At 71.2% G+C, this 22,583-nt stretch carries 20 protein-coding genes; all 20 read left to right on the top strand.

Annotated elements, in window-relative coordinates; genetic code table 11:
- The first annotated feature begins 36 nt into the window (after positions 1-36).
- The 20 genes from nrtL to BM076_RS20515 all read left to right on the top strand — a co-directional run bounded on the left by nrtL (position 37) and on the right by BM076_RS20515 (position 22,422).
- On the top strand, positions 37-1,050 hold the full coding sequence (nrtL, locus tag BM076_RS20610) for an ArgS-related anticodon-binding protein NrtL (protein ID WP_093715119.1): 1,014 nt from the start codon (positions 37-39) through the stop codon (positions 1,048-1,050).
- 142 nt (positions 1,051-1,192) lie between these two features.
- Positions 1,193-2,584, top strand: a complete 1,392-nt coding sequence (gene lysA / locus BM076_RS20605) for a diaminopimelate decarboxylase (protein ID WP_093715118.1) — start codon at positions 1,193-1,195, stop codon at positions 2,582-2,584.
- A 189-nt stretch (positions 2,585-2,773) separates the two neighbouring features.
- Positions 2,774-4,066: a homoserine dehydrogenase gene (locus tag BM076_RS20600; protein ID WP_093715117.1), complete on the top strand. Its 1,293-nt coding sequence runs from the start codon at positions 2,774-2,776 to the stop codon at positions 4,064-4,066.
- A gap of 33 nt (positions 4,067-4,099) precedes the next feature.
- A complete protein-coding gene (gene thrC, locus BM076_RS20595; RefSeq protein WP_093715116.1) occupies positions 4,100-5,164 on the top strand; it encodes a threonine synthase in 1,065 nt (354 codons plus the stop codon).
- A gap of 257 nt (positions 5,165-5,421) precedes the next feature.
- Entirely contained in the window at positions 5,422-6,345 is a 924-nt protein-coding gene (thrB, locus tag BM076_RS20590; protein ID WP_093715115.1) for a homoserine kinase, read from the top strand.
- A 352-nt stretch (positions 6,346-6,697) separates the two neighbouring features.
- The gene (gene rho / locus BM076_RS20585; RefSeq protein WP_245796172.1) at positions 6,698-8,737 is read left to right on the top strand and encodes a transcription termination factor Rho; all 2,040 of its coding nucleotides are present in this window, start codon (positions 6,698-6,700) and stop codon (positions 8,735-8,737) included.
- A 316-nt stretch (positions 8,738-9,053) separates the two neighbouring features.
- Positions 9,054-10,826 carry a trypsin-like serine protease gene (locus tag BM076_RS20580; RefSeq protein ID WP_245796171.1) on the top strand — a complete coding sequence of 591 codons (1,773 nt, stop codon included), beginning with the start codon at positions 9,054-9,056 and terminating at the stop codon, positions 10,824-10,826.
- Positions 10,827-10,961: 135 nt separating this feature from the next.
- On the top strand, positions 10,962-12,116 hold the full coding sequence (locus tag BM076_RS20575; RefSeq protein WP_093715114.1) for an LCP family protein: 1,155 nt from the start codon (positions 10,962-10,964) through the stop codon (positions 12,114-12,116).
- Between the two features lie 190 nt (positions 12,117-12,306).
- A complete protein-coding gene (rpmE, locus tag BM076_RS20570; RefSeq protein ID WP_093715113.1) occupies positions 12,307-12,531 on the top strand; it encodes a 50S ribosomal protein L31 in 225 nt (74 codons plus the stop codon).
- 112 nt (positions 12,532-12,643) lie between these two features.
- Complete coding sequence (gene prfA / locus BM076_RS20565) at positions 12,644-13,723, top strand: peptide chain release factor 1 (RefSeq protein WP_093715112.1); 1,080 nt, start codon at positions 12,644-12,646, stop codon at positions 13,721-13,723.
- Positions 13,724-13,736: 13 nt separating this feature from the next.
- Positions 13,737-14,582 (top strand): peptide chain release factor N(5)-glutamine methyltransferase, encoded by an 846-nt coding sequence (gene prmC / locus BM076_RS20560; RefSeq protein WP_093715111.1) that lies wholly within the window; start codon positions 13,737-13,739, stop codon positions 14,580-14,582.
- 76 nt (positions 14,583-14,658) lie between these two features.
- Positions 14,659-15,306, top strand: a complete 648-nt coding sequence (locus BM076_RS20555; RefSeq protein WP_093715110.1) for an L-threonylcarbamoyladenylate synthase — start codon at positions 14,659-14,661, stop codon at positions 15,304-15,306.
- Positions 15,303-15,977: an arsenate reductase/protein-tyrosine-phosphatase family protein gene (locus BM076_RS20550; RefSeq protein WP_093715109.1), complete on the top strand. Its 675-nt coding sequence runs from the start codon at positions 15,303-15,305 to the stop codon at positions 15,975-15,977. The genes BM076_RS20555 and BM076_RS20550 overlap by 4 nt, the downstream gene beginning before the upstream one ends.
- A gap of 155 nt (positions 15,978-16,132) precedes the next feature.
- Complete coding sequence (locus tag BM076_RS20545; RefSeq protein ID WP_093715108.1) at positions 16,133-17,428, top strand: serine hydroxymethyltransferase; 1,296 nt, start codon at positions 16,133-16,135, stop codon at positions 17,426-17,428.
- Positions 17,429-17,633: 205 nt separating this feature from the next.
- A complete protein-coding gene (locus BM076_RS20540; RefSeq protein ID WP_093715107.1) occupies positions 17,634-18,938 on the top strand; it encodes an MraY family glycosyltransferase in 1,305 nt (434 codons plus the stop codon).
- Positions 18,939-19,224: 286 nt separating this feature from the next.
- The gene (locus tag BM076_RS20535) at positions 19,225-19,638 is read left to right on the top strand and encodes a hypothetical protein (protein WP_093715106.1); all 414 of its coding nucleotides are present in this window, start codon (positions 19,225-19,227) and stop codon (positions 19,636-19,638) included.
- A gap of 216 nt (positions 19,639-19,854) precedes the next feature.
- Entirely contained in the window at positions 19,855-20,679 is an 825-nt protein-coding gene (gene atpB, locus BM076_RS20530) for a F0F1 ATP synthase subunit A (RefSeq protein ID WP_093715245.1), read from the top strand.
- 75 nt (positions 20,680-20,754) lie between these two features.
- The gene (atpE, locus tag BM076_RS20525; protein ID WP_093715105.1) at positions 20,755-21,006 is read left to right on the top strand and encodes an ATP synthase F0 subunit C; all 252 of its coding nucleotides are present in this window, start codon (positions 20,755-20,757) and stop codon (positions 21,004-21,006) included.
- 40 nt (positions 21,007-21,046) lie between these two features.
- Positions 21,047-21,610: a F0F1 ATP synthase subunit B gene (locus BM076_RS20520; RefSeq protein ID WP_093715104.1), complete on the top strand. Its 564-nt coding sequence runs from the start codon at positions 21,047-21,049 to the stop codon at positions 21,608-21,610.
- Positions 21,607-22,422 (top strand): F0F1 ATP synthase subunit delta, encoded by an 816-nt coding sequence (locus BM076_RS20515; RefSeq protein ID WP_093715103.1) that lies wholly within the window; start codon positions 21,607-21,609, stop codon positions 22,420-22,422. The genes BM076_RS20520 and BM076_RS20515 overlap by 4 nt, the downstream gene beginning before the upstream one ends.
- Positions 22,423-22,583: the final 161 nt, after the last annotated feature.

Raw genomic sequence — 22,583 nt, 5'->3', positions numbered from 1 at the left:
GACCCGGGCACCCACTCCTCGCCTAGGCTTTGCCGCGTGACCCCTGCCGAGCTGTCCCGCACCGTGATCGGTACGGTGCGGCGTGCCGTCGCGGCGGACGAGCTGCGGGTCGCGGTGCCGGACCGGGTGGTGGTGCAGCGCCCGCCGCGGCCCGGGTGCGGGGACTACGCCACGAATGTGGCGCTGCAACTGGCCGGTCCCGCCGGCCGTACGCCCCGCCAGGTCGCCGAGATCCTCAGCCGCCTGCTCAGCGCGGAGCCCGGCATCGCCCAGGTCGAGATCGCCGGTCCCGGCTTCCTCAACATCACCCTCGACGCGTGGGCGTACGCCGATGTCGTACGGCAGGTGCGGGCGCAGCGCGGCGAGTACGGCCGGGGCGAGGGCCTTACGGGGGAGGCCGTCACCGTGGTCCCCGCCGACGCCGGCGCTGTACGCGGCCGGCTCGTCGCCGAGACCGTCAACGACCTGCTGCGTGCCGCCGGCGCCGTACCCGGGCCGGCCGAGCCGCTGAGCCTCACCGAGGAAGACCGCACAACACAAGAAGACCTCTTCCGCCGCCTCGGTCCCGACGCCGCCCGCTGGGCGCTGCTCCGGCCCCCGGCCGAGGACGCACCTCGTACGACGGCCCCGGCGGACGCCGAAGCGCTGCTCGCCCAGCGCGCCGCCAACCCTCTCTTCCGTATCCGTTACGCCCACGCCCGCACCCGGGCGCTGCTCCGCAACGCCCATGACCTGGGCGTGGACATCGAGAGCACGGTGGACGACCCGTACCACCACCCGGCGGAGACCGAACTGCTCGGCCTGATCGCCGACTTCCCCCGCGTCGTCGAGACCGCCGCCCGGCGCCGCGCGCCGGACCGGCTCGCCCGGCACCTGGAGCGGCTCGCCGACGCCTTCCTCCGGTTCCAGGACGAGTGCCCCGCCCTGCCCAAGGGCGACGAGAAACCCTCGGCCGCGCACGCCGCCCGGATCCGTCTCGCCGACGCCACGGGCACCGTGCTCGCCAACGGCCTCCAGCTCCTCGGGATCACCGCCCCCGAACGCATCTGAGGGTCCCGGAGAGGCCGGCACCCCCGCCCTCAGCAAAAGACCGGACCTCAGCAAGAGACCGGGCCTCAGCAAAAGATCAGACCTCAGCAAAAGAACCAGACCCCAGCAAAAGACCAGACCTCCGCAAAGAAAGACGACCACCGTGAGCCGTTCCGCACACCCCGCCGGGCCCCGGCACGCCGACGTGCTGCCCGAGGGCCACTACGCCGCCCCGCCCGCCGACCTCAACACCCTCGACCCGCGCGTCTGGTCCCGTACCGTCACCCGGGCCGCCGACGGCGCCGCCGAGGTCGGCGGGCTCGACGTGCGGGCGCTCGCCGAGGAGTTCGGCACGCCTGCGTACATCCTGGACGAGGCGGACTTCCGGGCCCGCTGCCGCGCCTGGCGGGCGGCCTTCGGGCACGACGCGGACGTCTTCTACGCGGGCAAGGCGTTCCTGTCCCGGGCCGTCGTGAAGTGGCTGAACGAGGAGGGCCTCAATCTCGACGTGTGCTCCGGTACGGAGCTGGCGGTGGCGCTGGACGCGGGCATGCCCGCCGAGCGGATCGCGCTGCACGGCAACAACAAGTCGTACGCCGAGATCGAGCGGGCGGTGTCGGCCGGGGTCGGCCGGATCGTGCTGGACTCCTTCCAGGAGATCGCCCGGGTCGCGGCGGAGGCGGCCCGGCAGGGCAAGCGGCAGCGGGTGCAGATCCGGGTGACGGTCGGCGTCGAGGCGCACACCCACGAATTCATCGCGACCGCGCACGAGGACCAGAAGTTCGGTCTCGCGCTGGCCGGCGGGCAGGCCGCGGAGGCGGTCCGCCGGGTGCTGAAGCTGGAGAGCCTGGAGCTGGCCGGCATCCACAGCCACATCGGCTCGCAGATCTTCGACATGGCGGGCTTCGAGGTGGCGGCCCGCCGCGTCGTGTCGCTGCTGGCCGAGGTGCGCGACGAGCACGGCGTGGAGCTGCCGGAGATCGACCTCGGCGGCGGCCTCGGCATCGCGTACACCTCCGACGACGACCCGCGCGAGCCGCAGGAGATCGCCAAGGCGCTCGGCGAGATCGTCACCCGGGAGTGCGAGGCGGCGCGGCTGGCGGTGCCGCGGCTGTCGGTGGAGCCGGGCCGGGCGATCGTCGGCCCGACCGCGTTCACGCTGTACGAGGTCGGCACGGTCAAGCCGCTGGAGGGCCTGCGGACGTACGTCAGCGTGGACGGCGGGATGTCGGACAACATCCGCACCGCGCTGTACGACGCCGAGTACACCGTCGCGCTGGTGTCCCGTACGAGTGACGCCGAGCCGATGCTCAGCCGGGTCGTCGGCAAGCACTGCGAGAGCGGCGACATCGTGGTCAAGGACGCCTTCCTGCCCGCCGACCTGGCGCCCGGCGACCTGCTCGCCGTACCGGCCACCGGCGCGTACTGCCGGGCCATGGCCAGCAACTACAACCACGCGCTGCGACCCCCGGTGGTCGCCGTCGCGGACGGCGCGGCGCGGGTGATCGTGCGGCGCGAGACGGAGGACGATCTGCTGCGTCTCGACGTCGGTTGAGGCGATTCGGCAGTGCGAGGGGCCGGTGACGCGTAATCTCACCGGCCGAACGCGCTCGGTGACGTGAAATATCGCCGGGTGAACACCTGGTCTCACGGACCGGACAGGGCGTGGCTTCTCCCGTCCGGTGAGTGAGACTGGACCCCACTCAGGGGGACATCCCATGAGACGTACGAGAGACGAGGTCGGATGATGCGTACGCGTCCGCTGAAAGTGGCGCTGCTGGGCTGTGGAGTGGTCGGCTCAGAGGTCACGCGCATCATCACGACGCAGAGCGACGACCTCGCGGCCCGGATCGGCGCGCCGATCGAGCTGGCCGGGATCGCGGTCCGCCGCCCCAACCGGGTCCGCGAGGGCGTGCCCGCCGAGCTGCTCACCACGGACGCGACGGCCCTGGTCAAACGGGGCGACATCGACGTCGTCATCGAGGTGATCGGCGGCATCGAGCCGGTCCGTACGCTGATCACCACCGCCTTCGAGCACGGCGCGTCCGTGGTCTCGGCGAACAAGGCGCTGCTGGCCGCGGACGGCGCGAATCTGCACGCCAAGGCCGTCGAGCACGGCGTCGACCTGTACTACGAGGCCGCCGTCGCCGGCGCGATCCCGCTGATCAGGCCGCTGCGCGAGTCGCTGGCCGGCGACAAGGTCAACCGGGTGCTCGGCATCGTCAACGGCACCACGAACTTCATCCTCGACAAGATGGACTCCACCGGCGCCGGCTACAGCGAGGCGCTGGACGAGGCCACCGCGCTCGGGTACGCCGAGGCCGACCCGACCGCCGACGTCGAGGGCTTCGACGCCGCCGCGAAGGCCGCGATCCTGGCCGGGATCGCCTTCCACACCCGCGTGACCATCGACGACGTGCACCGCGAGGGCCTCACCGAGGTCACCGCGGCCGACATCGCGTCCGCGAAGAAGATGGGCTGCACGGTGAAGATGCTGGCCATCTGCGAGCGCCGCCCCGACGGCCGCTCGGTGACCGCCCGCGTGCACCCCGCGATGATCCCGCTCAGCCACCCGCTGGCCTCGGTCCGCGAGGCGTACAACGCGGTCTTCGTCGAGGCGGAGGCGGCCGGGCGGCTGATGTTCTACGGTCCTGGTGCGGGCGGTGCACCCACCGCCTCCGCCGTCCTCGGCGACCTGGTGGCCGCCTGCCGCAACAAGCTGGCGGCGACCACCGGCGCCGGCGAGTCCGCGTACACGCAACTGCCGGTGAGCCCGATGGGCGATGTGGTCACCCGCTACCACATCAGCCTCGACGTGGCGGACAAACCGGGCGTCCTGGCTCAGGTCGCCACGGTGTTCGCCGAGCACGACGTGTCCATCGACACGGTGCGTCAACAAGGGAAGGACGGCGAGGCGTCCCTCGTCGTCGTCACTCATCGCGCACTGGACTCGGCCCTCTCGGCCACCGTCGCCAGTCTGCGCACACTCGACACCGTGCGCGGCGTCGCCAGCATCATGCGTGTGGAAGGGGAATAGCAGGCCATGAACGCAACCGTTGACCAGCCCCGAATGTCCGGCACCCACCAGTGGCGCGGCATCATCGAGGAGTACCGGGACCGGCTGCCGGTCGCCCCGGGCGCCCCGGTGGTCACGCTGCTGGAGGGTGGCACCCCGCTGGTGCCGGCCCAGCTGCTGTCCGAGCTGACCGGCTGCGACGTCTTCCTCAAGGTCGAGGGCGCCAACCCGACCGGCTCCTTCAAGGACCGCGGGATGACGATGGCCATCTCCAAGGCCAAGGAGGAGGGCGCGCAGGCCGTCATCTGCGCCTCGACCGGCAACACCTCGGCGTCGGCCGCCGCGTACGCGGTGCGCGCGGGCATGGTCTGCGCGGTGCTGGTGCCGCAGGGCAAGATCGCGCTCGGCAAGATGGGCCAGGCGCTGGTGCACGGCAGCCGCATCCTCCAGGTCGACGGCAATTTCGACGACTGCCTGGACCTGGCGCGGGGCCTGAGCGAGAAGTACCCGGTGGCGCTGGTCAATTCGGTGAACCCGGCGCGGATCGAGGGGCAGAAGACGGCCGCCTTCGAGATCGTCGACGCGCTCGGCGACGCCCCGGACATCCACATCCTCCCGGTGGGCAACGCGGGCAACATCACCGCGTACTGGAAGGGTTACCGCGAATACGCCGCCGACGGGGTGTCGACGGCGCGGCCGCGGATGTGGGGTTTCCAGGCGCACGGCGCCGCGCCCATCGTCAACGGCGCGCCCGTACGCCAGCCGCAGACGATCGCGACGGCGATCCGGATCGGCAATCCGGCGTCCTGGCAGCAGGCCGAGCAGGCGCGGGACGAGTCCGGCGGTCTCATCGAGGCGGTGACCGACCGTCAGATCCTGTCCGCCTACCGGCTGCTGGCCGCCAAGGAGGGCGTCTTCGTCGAGCCCGCCTCGGCCGCCTCCGTCGCCGGTCTGCTCAAGGCCCGCGACGAGGGCAAGGTCGACCCCGGCCAGCGGATCGTCTGCACGGTCACCGGCAACGGCCTGAAGGACCCGGGCTGGGCCGTCGAGGGCGCGCCGCAGCCGATCATCGTCCCCGTCGACGCCGATGCTGCCGCGGAGCGGCTCGGCCTGGCCTGACACCGCGCCCCTGAAGGGGCTTGACCTTCCTCGTGAGCGTGCCGCAGGCAGGGGCGCACGGCGGGTGGGCGACACGCATCGCGCGCTCTTCGTGCGCCCTATGTCGCAGGAGAACCTTCCTTCGATAGGCTTGGCTCAGCGGGCACCGTTGTGTGCCCGATTCCGGCAGTTGCCAATGGGCAGTGCCGCCCCCGCCCCGCCGCCCGGCAATGGAGCCGCGCCCGCGGGGCGAACCGCACAAGGAGATTCGTCGAACGATGGCCGGTCCCGCGTTCCGCGCCGCTGCTGTACGAGTGCGCGTCCCCGCGACCAGCGCCAATCTGGGCCCCGGTTTCGACGCCTTCGGCCTGGCGCTGGGGCTGTACGACGACCTCGTGGTCCGCGTCGCCGACTCCGGACTGCACGTGGACATCGCGGGCGAGGGCGCCGACACCCTGCCGCGGGACGAGAAACACCTGGTCGTACGGTCGCTGCGGACCGCCTTCGACCTGCTGGGCGGTCAGCCGCGCGGCCTTGAGGTGGTGTGCGCCAACCGCATTCCGCACGGCCGCGGCCTCGGCTCCTCCTCCGCCGCCATCTGCGCGGGCATCATCGCCGCCCGCGCGGTGACGATAGGCGGGCCCGCCGTGCTCGACGACGTCGCGCTGCTGGAGCTGGCCACCGAGATCGAGGGCCACCCCGACAATGTCGCCGCCTGCCTGATGGGCGGCTTCACCCTGGCCTGGACCGAGGGCGGCGCCGCCCGCGCGATCCGGCTCGAACCGGCGAAGTCGCTGGTCCCGGTGGTGTTCGTGCCCGCCACCCCGCTGCTCACCGAAACCGCCCGCGGGCTGCTGCCGCGTACCGTCCCGCATGTGGACGCCGCGGCCAACGCGGGCCGGGCCGCGCTCCTGGTGGAGGCGCTCACCCGCCGCCCCGAGCTGCTGCTGCCCGCCACCGAGGACCGGCTGCACCAGGACTACCGCGGGCCCGCCATGCCCGAGAGCCTGGCGCTGGTGAACCGGCTGCGCGCCGACGGCGTTCCCGCCGTCATCTCCGGCGCCGGCCCCACCGTCCTGGCGTTCACCGAGGAAGGCGCCGCCGACAAGGTCTCCCGGCTCGCGGGCGAGGGCTGGGCGGCCAACCGTCTGGTGCTCGACACGGCCGGAGCCAGTGTGCTGCCCCTGTCCGGAGGGCAGTGACACGATTGCCGGTCGTAGAGAGGGGGAATGTTTGTTGGATCCGGTAGTGTTAACCTCAAGCCTGCATTCGACGCCCGCTGGGCACGATGCACTGTGTCCCTTCCGTGGGACCGCTTATCTTCCGGGAGCCTCCCACACCGCATAGGCGCCGCAAAAGCAGCAGTCCTGCGCAGTGTCGAGCACGCTCCGGAGTCGGCACCAGCAATCTTTCCGTGCCGAGCCCCGCATGTATTTCTGCCGCCGTCAGGCGGACCACCGCCCCGGGTCTGAGCAGCGGTAACGCCCAGAACCGGACAGCACGACCGGTCGCCGAGCCAGACAGGCCGACGTCCGCTCCAGGGAAGGACCCTTCGTGAGCGACACCACCGATCTGATGGGCGTGCGCGCAGAGAACTCTGTCGCCGCGTCCGACGCCGACGCGCCTGCCTCCGGTGCTGCCCCCGCCGGCACCACACGGCGCCGCCGGTCCGGGACCGGTCTCGACGGCATGGTCCTGGCCGAACTGCAGCAGCTCGCCTCCGGTCTCGGCATCAAGGGCACGGCGCGGATGCGCAAGAGCCAGCTGATCGAGACCATCAAGGAGAAGCAGGCGGGCGGCGGCAGCACGACCGCCCAGGCCAGTGCTCCCGCGGCGGCCGAGGCCCCCGCGCCCGCCGCCGAGAAGCCCAAGCGCCGCGCGACGTCGCGGGCCCGGCTGGCCGAGGCCGGCGCCGAAGCGGACGGCGCGGCTCCGGCCGCGGCCGCGAAGGCGACCGCCACCGCCGAGCCCCAGCAGATCGAGATTCCCGGCCAGCCCGCCGGTGAGCAGGGCAAGTCCGCCGAGGCCAAGTCCGCGACGAAGGCCGAGCGCGCCGCGGAGGCCGCCGCCGACACCGCCGAGGGCAAGACCGACGCCAAGGGTGACGGCAAGCAGCAGGGCGGCGGCTCCGGCGAGGACCGCCAGGAGCGCCAGCGCGGCCAGCGCGGCGACCGCCGGGAGCGGCAGCGCGACCGCCGCGGACGCGGCGAGGACGGCGACGGCGGTCGCGACGGCAACAGGGACGGCAACCGTGACGGCGGCAACCGGCAGAACCGCGACCGCGGCAACCAGCAGCAGGGCGGCGGCCAGAACCAGCAGGGCGGCCAGGGCGGCAACGCGCAGGACGACGACGAGTTCGGCGAGGGCCGCGGCCGGCGCCGCGGGCGCTACCGCGACCGTCGCGGCCGGGGCAACCGCAGGGACGAGTTCGGCGGCGGCGAGGTCCAGGTCTCCGAGGACGACGTCCTGATCCCCGTCGCGGGCATCCTGGACATCCTCGACAACTACGCGTTCATCCGGACCTCCGGCTACCTGCCGGGCCCGAACGACGTGTACGTCTCGCTCGCCCAGGTCCGCAAGAACGGCCTGCGCAAGGGCGACCACGTCACCGGCGCCGTACGGCAGCCCAAGGACGGCGAGCGCCGCGAGAAGTTCAACGCCCTGGTGCGGCTGGACTCCGCCAACGGCATGGGCGCCGACTCCGGCCGCGGCCGGCCGGAGTTCAACAAGCTCACCCCGCTGTACCCGCAGGACCGGCTCCGCCTGGAGACCGACCCGGGCGTGCTGACCACCCGGATCATCGACCTCGTGTCGCCGATCGGCAAGGGCCAGCGCGGTCTGATCGTGGCCCCGCCGAAGACCGGCAAGACCATGATCATGCAGGCCATCGCCAACGCGATCACCACGAACAACCCCGAGTGCCACCTGATGGTCGTCCTGGTCGACGAGCGTCCGGAAGAGGTCACCGACATGCAGCGGTCGGTGAAGGGCGAGGTCATCTCCTCGACCTTCGACCGCCCGGCCGAGGACCACACCACCGTCGCCGAGCTGGCCATCGAGCGGGCCAAGCGGCTGGTGGAGCTGGGCCACGACGTGGTCGTGCTGCTGGACTCGATCACCCGCCTGGGCCGCGCCTACAACCTGGCGGCGCCGGCCTCCGGCCGCATCCTGTCCGGTGGTGTCGACTCGACCGCGCTCTACCCGCCCAAGCGCTTCTTCGGCGCCGCGCGCAACATCGAGGACGGCGGCTCGCTGACCATCCTGGCCACCGCGCTGGTCGAGACCGGCTCGCGGATGGACGAGGTGATCTTCGAGGAGTTCAAGGGCACCGGCAACATGGAGCTGAAGCTCGACCGCAAGCTCGCGGACAAGCGGATCTTCCCCGCGGTGGACGTCGACCCGTCCGGCACCCGCAAGGAAGAGATCCTGCTCGACCGCGACGAGCTGTCGATCGTCTGGAAGCTCCGCCGGGTGCTGCACGCGCTGGACTCGCAGCAGGCGATCGAGCTGCTGCTGGACAAGATGAAGCAGACCAAGTCCAACGCCGAGTTCCTGATGCAGATCGCGAAGACGACGCCGGGCAGCGGCGACTGACGCCCAGTTCAGGCCGCTCCAGCGGTACGCGAGGCTCCGCCCGCCGGTTCTTCCGGCGGGCGGAGTTTTTCTTTGCCCAAACATGTGGCCGCCGCAACCTGTGAGGCTGGTTTGCGTCGGCTGGCAGTCATATGATCTGCCAGTCGCAGGTGGGGGGAACCATCTTCGGACGTCCGACCGGGCCGCCGGTGGTATTCGGCCTGCCCGCGCGCCCTTTTCGGGCCGACGTCCGGTCAGCAACTCGCTCCTGTGCGCATCCTTCGCGCTGCCGCCGCGTGCCGGCGGCAGCCGCGCCTTTCAACGACAGGAGTTCTGAGTGTTCTCTGCCCATGAGGGCCGGGGGCGCCGGCGGTTCGGCCGTACGGCGGTCTCCGTCGTCGCGGTCGCCGCGGGCGCCGCGAGCCTGTTCCTCGCGGCACCGGCCCAGGCCGGTACGCCGCAGCCGCCCGTTCTGCACCCGGCCGCGCACTCCGGTGCGCCGTCCGGGGCGGAACTGCGGGCCCGCGTCGCGGGCGCGCTGGCGGCGGACAGCGGCCCGTCGAGCACCACCCGGTCCGCCGAGCCCACCCCGCCCGGCACGGGCGGGACGACCCACAAGGTCACCCCGCAGATCATCGGCGGCACCACCACGACGATCTCCAGCGCGCCGTGGATGGCCCAGCTCTGGTACGACGACCCGTCGGGCGACAGCTTCTTCTGCGGTGGCACCGTGGTGTCCCCGTCGAAGATCCTGACCGCCGCGCACTGCGTCGCGGGCTACGACTGGGCGGCCAACGGCGCCATCGTCACCGGCACCGACCAGCTGCCCACCTCCAACGCCGACGGCACCGCGAATCTGCACGGCGGCACCGTCACCGGTGTGTGGCGGCAGTGGAACAACCCGTCGTACAACACCCCGAAGTTCGACAACGACGTGGCCGTCCTGACGCTGGACACCCCGGTGACGGCCAAGCCGCTGCCGATCACCACGGCCGGCGACAGCGCGTCGTACGTCACCGGCACCAATGGGACCGTCTACGGCTGGGGGCGCACCAGCTCCGGCAGCCAGGACATCTCGCAGACCCTGAAGAAGGCGACGCTGCCGGTCGTCTCGAACTCCGCGTGCTCCGCGGTGTACGGGCCGACCTTCGTCGCCGGGCACATGGTCTGCGCGGGCCCGCCGGCCTCCGGTACGGACGCCGGCACCACGGCGACCTGCAACGGTGACTCCGGCGGTCCGCTGGTCATCGGCGGCAAGATCGTCGGCGTCGTCTCGTGGGGCGTCGAGGACTGCGTCGAGCAGGGCACGTACAGCGTGTTCAGCCGGGTCGGCGCCTACGTCGGCGCGATCAACCCCCGGCTGGACGACGCGAATCTCAGCCTGGACAGCAGGGCCGACCTGATGGCCGTGACGTCCGGCGGTGCGGCGTACGAGTACGACTCGACCGGCTCGGCGTTCGCGCCGAAGGCCGCGATGGGCGACTTCAGCGGGCTCAACCTGTTCCGGCAGACCGACTTCAACCGGGACGACTACCAGGACCTCATCGTCCGGACCACCTCGGGACAGCTCTACGCGCTCGACGGCAACACCGGCGACGCGGTGCTGATCGGTCCCGGCTGGAACTCGATGGCGTCGATCATCGCCCCCGGTGACATCACCGGGGACGGCCTGCCGGACGTGGTCGCCACCGACAGCAGCGGGAATTCCTGGACCTACCCCGGCAACGGCAAGGGCACCCTGGGCTCCCGCATCAAGATCGGCGGCGGCTGGAACACCTACAACGGCCAGATCTACGGCAAGGGCGACCTGACCGGCGACGGGCGCCCCGACATCATCGCCCGGGACTCCTCGGGCACCCTCTGGCTGTACAAGGGCACAGGTTCGGCGTCGGCGCCCTGGGCGGCCCGTACGAAGATCGGCCCCGGCTGGAACGCCTACAACGCCTTCGCGGCCGTCGGTGACATCACCGGCGACGGCAAGGCCGACCTGGTCGCCCGGGACTCCTCGGGCAATCTGTGGCTGTACAAGGGCACGGGCTCCGCGTCCGGGCCCTTCGCGGCCAAGGTCAAGATCGGCCCCGGCTGGAACGCGTACAAGTATTTCGGCTGATCGCCGTCGCTCAGCGTCACTCCAATTGCACAGAGTAAGCAAAAGGCGCCTGCGTGCCTCCTGGCCTGGGGGTACGCAGGCGTCGGCGTTTTTCCCCGGATGCCGGGAGGGGGAATCTGGGCGCAGGATGGAGCCATGTCCGACGACCAGCGACCCGCCGGTGCCACGGCCGTCGCCGACGGCAAGGGCGGCAGGCGGCACCAGAGGTCCAGACGCGGCCGTGCGCTGCGGCTGGTCGCCTGGGCCGCCGCGGGCCTGGTGCTGCTCGGCGGCGCGGGCGCCGGCTATCTGTACTTCCGGCTCAACGGCAACATCAACAGCGTCGACATCAACTCGGCGCTCGGCTCCGACCGCCCCGCGGCCCTCGGCAACGGCGCGATGGACATCCTCGTGCTCGGCTCCGACTCCCGCTCCGGGGCCAACGCCGAATACGGCAGGGACGGCGGCAGCGCCCGCTCGGACACCGCGATGATCGTGCACCTGGCCAAGGGCCACAGGACCGCCAGCGTGGTCAGCATCCCGCGCGACACCCTGGTGCCGCGCCCGGAGTGCACCAAGCCCGACGGCAGCCTGGAGCCGGCCGCGCAGAGCGCGATGTTCAACAGCGCCTACGAGGTCGGCGGCCCGGCGTGCGCGGTCAAGACCGTCGAGGCGCTGACCGGGCTGCGGATGGACCACTACATCGAGGTGGACTTCACCGGCTTCAAGCACCTGATCGACGCGCTCGGCGGGGTCCCGCTGACCACCACCGAGGCGATCCACGACCCCAAGAGCCATCTCGACCTGGCCGCCGGCACCCATACGCTCGACGGCGAGCAGGCGCTCGGCCTGGTCCGTACCCGGCACGGCGTCGCCGACGGCAGCGACCTCGGCCGGATCCAGCTCCAGCAGGCGTTCATGAAGGCGCTGATGAACCGGGTGAGCGGCCTCGGCCTGCTGACCAGCCCGACCAAGCTGATCAGCGTCGCCGACACCGCCACCAAGGCCGTCACCACCGACTCCGACCTGGCGTCGGTCGGCGATCTGATGGGCTTCGCGGAGAGCGTGCGCGGCCTGGACTCCAGTGATGTCCACATGGTGACACTGCCGGTCCAGTACGCGGTCAGCGATCCCAACCGGGTGGAGCCGATCCAGGCGCAGGCCGCCATGGTGTGGGCCGCGCTCAAGGCCGACCGGCCGATCCCGGCCGCCGCCACCAAGGGCTCAGCGGCCGACGACGTCAACGCCGGGAAGGTCGTCGGCGGCGGTGGCGGCTCGACCCCGCGGCCCTCGGACAGCGCGACCCCGTAAGGCCGCGCCCGCCCCGCACGTACGTTCCCCGGCGCCGCTGTGACCTGCGGTTTCGGGCCGGGAATTATCCGGCCCCACCCCTCGTTTTGGGAGATGCGGCCAGTCCTGGCAGACTGGACCGCTGGCCCCGGTTCACGTGCTCGCAAACCCGCGGTGCGACCCGGCGCCCTCCCGAACCTAGGAGCATCCCTTGAAGCAAGGCATCCACCCCGAGTACGTCGAGACCCAGGTCACCTGCACCTGTGGCGCCTCGTTCACCACCCGCAGCACCGAGACGAGCGGCCAGATCCGCGCCGACGTGTGCTCCGAGTGCCACCCGTTCTACACGGGCAAGCAGAAGATCCTCGACACCGGCGGCCGTGTGGCCCGCTTCGAGGCCCGCTTCGGCAAGGCCGCCGGGTCCGCCAAGAAGTAGCGACCCGCAAGCGCCGGTTCCCGGTCGCCCACCCCAGGGCGACCGGACCGGCGCTTTGTCGTCCCGGGCCAGCCAGGCCAGGCAGCCACTTCATCCAGCTAGGGAACCGAAGATGTTCGAGGCGGTCGAGGAACTGATCGGCGAGCACGCCGACCTCGAAAAGCAGCTTGCCGACCCCGCGGTGCACGCGGACCAGGCCAACGCCCGCAGGCTCAACAAGCGTTACGCCGAGCTGACCCCCATCATCAGCACGTACCGCTCCTGGCGGCAGCTCGGCGACGACATCGGGACCGCCCGCGAACTCGGCGCCGACGACCCGGACTTCGCCGCCGAGGTCAAGGAGCTGGAGAAGCAGCGCGAGGAGGTCACCGAGCGGCTGCGGCTGCTGCTGGTGCCGCGCGACCCCAGCGACGACAAGGACGTGATCCTGGAGGTCAAGGCGGGGGAGGGCGGCGAGGAGTCCGCGCTGTTCGCCGGCGACCTGCTGCGGATGTATCTGCGCTACGCCGAGCGCGTCGGCTGGAAGACCGAGATCCTCGACGCCAACGAGTCCGACCTCGGCGGCTACAAGGACGTCCAGGTCGCCGTGAAAGCCAAGGCCAGCCATGAGGCGGGCCAGGGCGTCTGGGCCCGGCTGAAGTACGAGGGTGGCGTGCACCGCGTGCAGCGCGTGCCCGCCACCGAGTCGCAGGGCCGTATCCACACCTCCGCCGCCGGTGTGCTGGTCACCCCGGAGGCCGAGGAGGTCGAGGTCGAGATCGGCCCCAACGACCTGCGGATCGACGTCTACCGCTCGTCGGGACCCGGCGGCCAGTCCGTCAACACCACCGACTCCGCGGTGCGCATCACCCACCTCCCCACCGGTCTGGTCGTCTCCTGCCAGAACGAGAAGAGCCAGTTGCAGAACAAGGAGTCGGCGATGCGCATCCTGCGCTCCCGGCTGCTGGCCGCCGCCCAGGAGGAGGCGGAGAAGGAAGCCTCCGACGCCCGCCGCAGTCAGGTCCGTACCGTGGACCGCTCCGAGCGGATCCGTACGTACAACTTCCCCGAGAACCGGATCTCGGACCACCGGGTCGGCTTCAAGGCGTACAACTTGGACCAGGTCCTCGACGGGGACCTCGACGCGATGATCCAGGCCTGCGTGGACGCCGACTCGGCGGCCAAGCTGGCCGCCGCCGGTGACGGCAGCTGAGGGGGAAGGCAGAGTGAACCTGCTGCTCGCCGAGGTGGCACAGGCCGCCCAGCGACTGGCCGACGCGGGCGTACCGTCGCCGCGCTTCGACGCCGAGGAACTGGCCGCGTACGTGCACGGGGTCAAACGCGGGGAGCTGCACGGCGTCGCCGACTCCGAGTTCGACGCCAGGTACTGGGAGGCGGTGGCGCGCCGCGAGGCCCGCGAACCGCTCCAGCACATCACCGGCCGCGCCTTCTTCCGCTACCTCGAACTCCAGGTGGGGCCGGGGGTGTTCGTGCCGCGCCCGGAGACCGAGTCGGTGGTCGGCTGGGCGATAGACGCCGTACGTGCCATGGACGTCGCGGAACCGCTGATCGTGGACCTGTGCACCGGCTCCGGCGCGATCGCGCTGGCGCTGGCCCAGGAGGTGCCGCGCTCCCGGGTGCACGCGGTGGAGCTGTCCGAGGACGCCCTGGAATGGGCCCGCCGCAATGTCGCGGGCAGCAAGGTCGACCTGCGGCAGGGCGACGCGCTCAGCGCCTTCCCCGACCTCAACGGCCATGTCGACCTGGTGATCTCCAACCCGCCGTACATCCCGCTCACCGAATGGGAGTACGTGGCGCCCGAAGCGCGTGACCACGACCCCGAACTCGCCCTCTTCTCCGGCGAGGACGGCCTTGACACCATCCGCGGCATCGAGCGCACCGCGCACCGGCTGCTGCGGCCCGGCGGCGTCGTCGTGATCGAGCACGCCGATTCGCAGGGCGGCCAGGTGCCGTGGATCTTCAAGGAGGACGCCGGGTGGGCGGACGCGGCCGACCACCCCGACCTCAACAACCGTCCCCGGTTCACTACGGCGCGCAAGGCCACGCCATGATGGCGCCCGCACAGCGAGCACAGCCCGCACAGTCGGCACAACCCGCACAGCAGCAGCATCTTCTGGAGGTCAGCTAATGGCACGGCGATACGACTGCTCCGATGCGACCGACCGGGTCACCGGCCTGCGCGAGGCGACCTCGGCGATCAAGCGCGGTGAACTCGTCGTCCTGCCGACCGACACCGTCTACGGCATCGGCGCGGACGCCTTCGACAAGGAGGCCGTCGGTGACCTGCTGGAGGCCAAGGGCCGGGGGCGCAACATGCCCTCGCCGGTGCTGGTCGGCTCCCCGAACACCCTGCACGGCATCGTCACCGACTTCTCCGAGCAGGCGTGGGAGCTGGTCGACGCCTTCTGGCCGGGCGCGCTCACCCTGGTCACCAAGCACCAGCCGTCGCTGAACTGGGACCTCGGGGACGCGCGCGGCACCGTCGCGGTCCGGATGCCGCTGCACCCGGTCGCGATCGAGCTGCTGACCGCGACAGGACCGATGGCCGTCTCCAGCGCCAACCTCTCCGGACACCCGTCGCCGCAGGACTGCGACGCGGCCCAGGAGATGCTCGGCGACTCCGTCGCGGTCTATCTGGACGGCGGCCCCACCCCGGCGGCCACACCGTCCTCGATCGTGGACGTGACGGGCAAGGTGCCGGTGCTGCTGCGGGCCGGCGCGATCAGCGCGGAGGAGCTGCGCAAGGTGGTACCCGACCTGGAGGAGCGCCGTTGACTGCGCCCGACGGGCGTGGCATACCGGGCCTCGCCGTCCGGCCGGGGACGGTCCCCGGACAGGGCGGTGACGCCTTCCGCATCCTCCACGTCTGCACCGGCAACGTGTGCCGCTCGCCGATGGCCGAGCGGCTGACCCGGCATGGGCTGGCGCGCCGCCTCGGGGACGGCGCCGTCCTGGGCGAGCACGGCATCGTCGTGGAGTCCGCGGGCACCTGGGGCCACGAGGGCGCGCCGATGGAGGCGCACGCCGCCGCCGTGCTCGCGGAGTACGGCGCCGACCCGGCGGGCTTCACCGGCCGGGAACTGCTCGACGACCATGTGATCGACGCCGACCTCGTACTGACCGCGACCCGCGACCACCGCTCCCAGGTGATCTCGATGGGGCACGCGGCGGGCCTGCGCACCTTCACGCTCAAGGAGTTCACCCGGCTGGTGCGGGCGATAGACCCGACCACGCTGCCCGAGGGCAGCGTCACCGACCGGGCCCGCGCGCTGGTCGGCGCCGCCGCCGCGCTGCGCGGCTGGCTGCTCGCGCCCAGCCCCGACGCCGACGAGGTGCACGACCCGTACGGCGCGCCGATCTCGTACTTCCGCAGCATCGGCGAGGAGATCCACACCGCGCTCGACCCCGTCGTGACCGCGCTGACGGGCATCCCCGCGGCCGTCTGAGCCGCACCCCTCATCGCTCCCGCGCCCCACGCGCACCCCTTCCCCCCTGTGGTCCCGCGTTCGCCCGCATCCCGGGCGGTCCCACCGCCCCGCCCCTACAGTGGAAGCGAGATCTCCGCCTCCGCCGAGATGTCCGCCTCCGCCGGGAGCACGCCATGCCGGTCGCCGGAAGTACCGCAGTCACGCCAGCCGTCTCCGCCGCGCCCGGCGCCGCCGAGCACTGGGGGCCGGACTTCGGGGCGCTGCGCCGGCAGGACCCGGAGCTGGCCGGGCTGATCCTGGCCGAGAAGGACCGGCAGAGCGGCTGCCTCCAGCTGATCGCGGGGGAGAACTTCGCGTCGCCCGCCGTGCTGGCCGCACTCGGCTCACCGCTGGCCAACAAGTACGCCGAGGGCTATCCGGGCCACCGCCACCACGCGGGCTGCGAGCTGGTCGACCTCGCCGAGCGGCTGGCGGTCGAGCGCGCCACCGGCCTGTTCGGGGCCGGGCACGCCAACGTCCAGCCGTACTCCGGCTCTTCCGCGGTGCTCGCCGCCTACGCGGCGCTGCTGGTGCCAGGGGACACGGTGCTCGCCACCGCGCTGCCGCACGGCGGCCACCTCACGCACGGCTCGCGGTCCAACTTCTCCGGCCGCTGGTTCCGCTTCGTCGGCTACGGGACGCGCCGCGACACCGGCCTGATCGATTACGACCAGGTCCGCGACCTGGCGCGCGAGCACCGCCCCAAGGCCATCGTCTGCGGCGGCATCGCGCACCCCCGGCACCCGGACTACGCCGCCTTCCGGGAGATCGCCGACGAGGCGGACGCGTATCTGATCGTGGACGCCGCGCACACCCTCGGGCTGGTCGCGGGCGGCGCGGCCCCCAATCCGGTGCCGTACGCGGACGTCGTGTGCGCGACCACCCACAAGACGCTGCGCGGGCCGCGCGGCGGGCTGATCCTGTGCGGCGAGCAGCTGGCCGGCCGGGTGGACCGGGCGGTCTTCCCGTTCTCCCAGGGCGGCCCGCACATGCACTCCGTGGCCGCCAAGGCCGCCGCCTTCGGCGAGGCCGCCACCCCGGCCTTCGCCGCGTACGCGCACCAGGTGGTCGCCAACGCCCGCCTGCTGGCGGGCGCGTTGGCCGCCGAGGGCCTGGACGTGCAGACCGGCGGCACCGACACACACCTGGTCACCGCCGACGTCTCACCGCTCGGCGTCAGCGGCCTGCGGGCCCGCGCGCTGTGCGCCGCCGCCGGGATCGTCCTCGACAAGTACGCGCTGCCGTACGACACCAGGCCCGCCGACGAGTGCTCCGGGGTGCGGATCGGCACCGCAGCGATCACCACCCAGGGCCTCGGCGAGAACGAGATGGCGCAGGTCGCGGCGCTGATCGTCCGGGCGCTGCGGGAGGAGCGCGGCGTCGCGGCCGCGGTCGCCGGCCTCGTACGGGACTTCCCGCCGTATCCGTGACCGGGCCCGTCCGGCACGGCGGGCGAACCCCTGACCATTCCCCGGTTCGGCCCACCGCAACCGTGGACGCTCCCTGTGAGTCTTCCTTGATGTTGGCCGTGTCGGCCCGCCCACCACTAGGGTGTGACGCTGTGAGGATCCCCCGGACGTGCGCGCGGCCCAGCCGCGTTCATGAAGCGCCCGAAATGACCGCCGGAGGCTGCTCGTGCGCGAGTATCTGCTGACCCTGTGCGTCGCCGCCGCCGTCACGTATCTGCTGACCGGGCCGGTGCGGAAGTTCGCCATCGCGGCGGGCGCCATGCCGCCCATCCGCGCACGTGACGTGCACCGCGAGCCCACGCCGCGGCTCGGCGGCATCGCGATGTTCGGCGGTCTGTGCGCCGGCCTGCTGGTCGCCGCCCACCTGACCAACATCGGGGACGTCTTCTCGCAGTCCAACGAGCCGCGCGCGCTGCTGTCCGGTGCCGGACTGATCTGGCTGCTGGGCGTGCTGGACGACAAGTGGGGCGTGGACGCGCTGGTCAAGCTCGGCGTGCAGATGATCGCCGCGGGCGTCATGGTCTTCCAGGGCCTCACCATTCTGTGGCTGCCGGTGCCCGGTGTCGGCCCGGTCGCGCTCACCCCGATCCAGTCGACGCTGCTCACCGTCGCGCTGGTCGTCATCACCATCAACGCGGTGAACTTCGTGGACGGCCTCGACGGCCTGGCCGCGGGCGTGGTGTGCATCGCCGCCATCGCGTTCTTCATGTACGCGTACCGCATGTGGTACGGCTACGGCGTCGAGGCCGCCGCGCCCGCGACGCTGTTCAGCGCCATCCTGATCGGCATGTGCGTGGGCTTCCTGCCGCACAACATCCACCCGGCGCGGATCTTCATGGGCGACTCGGGCTCGATGCTGATCGGTCTCGTGCTGGCCTCGTCCGCGATCTCCATCACCGGCCAGGTCGACCCGGACGCCATCACCGACTTCACCGGATCCAGCCGGCAGACCGTGCACTTCATGGTGCCGGTCTACATGCCGCTGCTGCTGCCGCTGACGATGATCGCGATTCCGGCGGCCGACCTGGTGCTCGCAGTGGTGCGCAGGACGTGGAAGGGACAGTCGCCGTTCGCCGCCGACCGCGGGCATCTGCACCACCGGCTGCTGGAGATCGGGCATTCGCACAGCCGGGCGGTGCTGATCATGTACTTCTGGTCGGCGCTGTTCGCCTTCTCCGCGGTGGCTTTCTCGGTGAATTCCTCCAGCCTCGGCATCGTCATGGTGATCGTCGGGCTGAGCGCGCTGGGTCTGCTCGTCCTGCTGCTGCCGCGGTTCCGGCCGCACGCGCCGCAGTGGGCCGAGGCGTTCGTGCCGCCGCGCTTCCGCAGGCGGCGCCGCCGGCTGGCCGCCGCCGCTGCCGCGGCCGAGCAGGAGATGCGGTCGGGGGAGCCGCCGGTACTGCACGGGTCGACCGCGATCGGCGACCGGTCCCGGCTGCCGGACCGGCGTCCGGTGGAGAGCCGCCGATAAAGAAGCAATAGGAACGGCATTTCCGACATAACCGGCTATTTCCCCGAACTGGGCAAATAGGGCGTCAGTTGACCGGCGTGTCGATACCTCTCCCGTGTGACGGTCAGCACATCTCCATGGTAAAGCCCTGGCTAAATACTTTGTGATACCGTTCACGAAACCCGGGAAACAAGCCGAAAGACCGTAGTGAGATGGTCTTCCGGCGTGAGGCACGTCCTCGGCCCCGGACTACGCTCGTCTCCGACGACACCCGCTTTCCCCAACTCCCGCCGGAGGAGCTGCCCCCATGCAGTCCAACGACGTCCGAACACTCCTCAACTGCACCGTCCCCACTGCCGCGGCCGGTGTCATCGCCACCGCCGTGAGCGGAGCGGTGGCCGGTGGCAAGGGAGCGATCGGCGCCGCCGCCGGCACGTTGGTCGTGATCGCCTTCATGGCGATCGGGATGGTGGTGCTGCAGCGCACGGCCAAGTCGTACCCGTCGCTGTTCCAGATGATGGGTCTGGTGCTCTACACCGTGCAGATCCTGCTGCTGGCCATCGTGCTGGCCGTCTTCAAGCACACCTCCCTGTTCAACACCCGGGCATTCGCCTTCTCGCTGCTGGCCGCCGCGATCATCTGGATCGCCGCCCAGGCCCGCGCGCACATGAAGACCAAGATCCTTTACGTCGAGCCCGGATCGGCGGGAACACCGTCGTGAGCGGCGGGTTCGGTAGGGCCGGTGTAAAGACCCTGCCGCTCGTTTGCTATCGTCCGGACTCAACTGCGGCGGAGCTGCCGCGAGCGCCACTGGGGCACGCCCAGCCGCTCGGTTCAGCGCCGACTCGCCGCGTACACATCCGACCCACCAGTCCAGTGCCGTTCCGTGGCCGCCAGGCCCGCCGACACATCGAGGTTGCCGTACCCATGCGCCACGCTGAAGGAGCTCGCGGTGAGTGCTGACCAGGTTCTCGCCTCCGAGACGAACTGCCACCTCTTCGACGGGTGCGGCTTCCCGGCCCCCGGACTGCACTCGTTCGTCTTCGACCCGATCTTCTCGATCGGCAGCTTCGACTTCAACAAGCCGATGCTGCTGGCGTTCCTGAGCACGATCGTGGTCGTCGGATTCTTCTGGGCCGCCTTCAACAAGCCCAAGGTGGTGCCGGGCAAGGTCCAGATGGTGGGAGAGGCGGGCTACGACTTCGTCCGCCGCGGCATCGTCTACGAGACGCTCGGCAAGAAGGTCGGCGAGAAGTACGTCCCGCTGATGGTCTCGCTGTTCTTCTTCGTCTGGATCATGAACATCTGGTCGGTCATCCCGGTCGCCCAGTTCCCCGTGACCGCGATCATCGCCTTCCCGGTCGGGATGGCCGCGATCGTCTACATCACGTGGATGTACCTGACGTTCAAGAAGCACGGCTTCGTCGGCGCGCTCAAGAACATCACCGGCTACGACCCGACGCTCGGCAAGGTGCTCCCGCTCTCCATGACGATCGAGTTCTTCTCGAACGTCCTGGTGCGGCCCTTCACCCACGCGGTCCGGCTCTTCGCCAACATGTTCGCCGGGCACACGCTGCTGCTGCTGTTCACCCTCGCGAGCTGGTACATGCTCAACGGCATCGGCATCGCGTACGCGGGCGTCTCCTTCGTGATGACCATCGTGATGACCGGCTTCGAGCTGTTCATCCAGGCCGTTCAGGCGTACGTCTTCGTACTCCTGGCCTGCAGCTACGTCCAGGGCGCGCTCGCCGAGCACCACTGAGCCCCCGCCTCCACGAACCGATAGATGTCCGGTGGCCAACCCCCACCGGTCCGTGAAAGAGAAGGAAGAACCGGCATGTCCGCTCTCGCGCAGGCGACCCTCGCCGCCACCGAAATCAAGGGCAACCTCGGCTCCATCGGCTACGGCCTCGCGGCCATCGGCCCCGGCGTCGGCATCGGCATCATCTTCGGCAACGGCACCCAGGCCCTGGCCCGCCAGCCCGAGGCGGCCGGTCTGATCCGCGCCAACCAGATCCTCGGCTTCGCCTTCTGTGAGGCGCTCGCCCTGATCGGTCTGGTCATGCCGTTCGTCTACCCGACCTCCTGACCGCGGCAGACGGACAGAACCTCAGACGGAAGGCACTGATGTGATCGCCCTGGTACAGATGGCGGCCGATGACGCGGAGAACCCGCTCGTCCCGCCGATCCCCGAGCTCATCATCGGCCTGATCGCCTTCGCCATCGTCTTCATCTTCCTCGCCAAGAAGCTCCTCCCGAACATCAACAAGGTTCTGGAAGAGCGCCGTGAGGCCATCGAAGGTGGCATGGAGAAGGCCGAGGCCACCCAGGCCGAGGCGCAGCAGACGCTGGAGCAGTACCGCGAGCAGCTTTCCGAGGCCCGGCACGAGGCCGCGCGGCTGCGCCAGGAGGCGCAGGAGCAGGGTGCCGCGCTGATCGCGGAGATGCGCGCCGAAGGCCAGCGTCAGCGCGAGGAGATCGTCGCGGCCGGCCACGCGCAGATCGAGGCCGACCGCAAGGCGGCCGCCGCCGCGCTGCGCCAGGACGTCGGCAAGCTCGCCACCGAACTGGCCGGCAAGCTCGTCGGCGAGTCCCTGGAGGACTCCGCCCGGCAGAGCCGCACCATCGACCGCTTCCTGGACGGACTGGACGCTACGGCCACCGGTTCCGCGACCGCCGAGGCGGCCCGGTGAACGGCGCGAGCCGCGACGCACTGGCCGCCGCCAGGGAACGACTCGACGCGCTGACGGACATCGCGTCCGTCGACGCGACGAAGCTGGCCGACGAGCTGGCCGCCGTCACCACGCTGCTGGACCGCGAGGGAACGCTTCGCCGGGCCCTGACGGACCCGGCGAAGTCCGGCGAGGCCAAGGCGTCGCTGGCCCGGCAGCTGCTCGCCGGCCAGCTCGGCAGCGACAGCTTCGACCTGGTCAGCGGCATGGTCAGGTCCCGCTGGTCGCGCTCGCGCGACCTGGTGGACGCGGTGGAGGAGCTGGCGTCAGGCGCCGACCTCGCCGCCGCTCAGCGGGCCGGCCAGCTCGACGACGTCGAGGACGAGCTGTTCCGCTTCGGGCGGATCGTCTCCGGCAGCACCGGACTGCGCTCCGCGCTCACCGACCAGGTGGTCGGCGGTACGGCCAAGGCCGACCTGCTGCACCGGCTGCTCGGCGGGCGGGCCAATCCGGTCACCGAACGACTGGTCGTCCGGCTGGTCACCGCGCCGCGGGGACGTAGCCTGGAGGCGGGGATCGAATCCCTGTCCAAGCTGGCCGCGGCCCGCCGCGACCGGATGGTCGCGGAAGTGGTGTCGGCGACGCCGCTCAGCGACCAGCAGAAGCAGCGCCTCGGCGCCGCGCTGGCCCGGATCTACGGACGCCAGGTGCACCTGAACCTGGACGTGGACCCCGAGGTCCTCGGCGGTGTCCGGGTGCGGGTCGGTGACGAGGTCATCAACGGCGCCATCTCCGACCGCCTCGACGAGGCGGCCCGGCGGATGGCCGGCTGACCACCGTCACCGCGCGCTGACGCAGCCACCAACGCAAGAAGCAGTACCACGCACCACGAGCGGCCCGCGTTGGGCCGACGGAGCCTAACAGAGCCTTTCTGGGGGTTGACCCCAGAAACCCCCAAGAAGACTTTCGGGCCCAACAAGGAGAGCAGGGAACC

The organism is Actinacidiphila alni (assembly GCF_900112845.1).
In the GTDB taxonomy this organism is placed as follows: Bacteria; Actinomycetota; Actinomycetes; order Streptomycetales; family Streptomycetaceae; genus Actinacidiphila; species Actinacidiphila alni.
The sequence above is the reverse complement of the archived record's forward strand: the minus strand, read 5'-3'. Positions and strand labels throughout refer to the sequence as shown.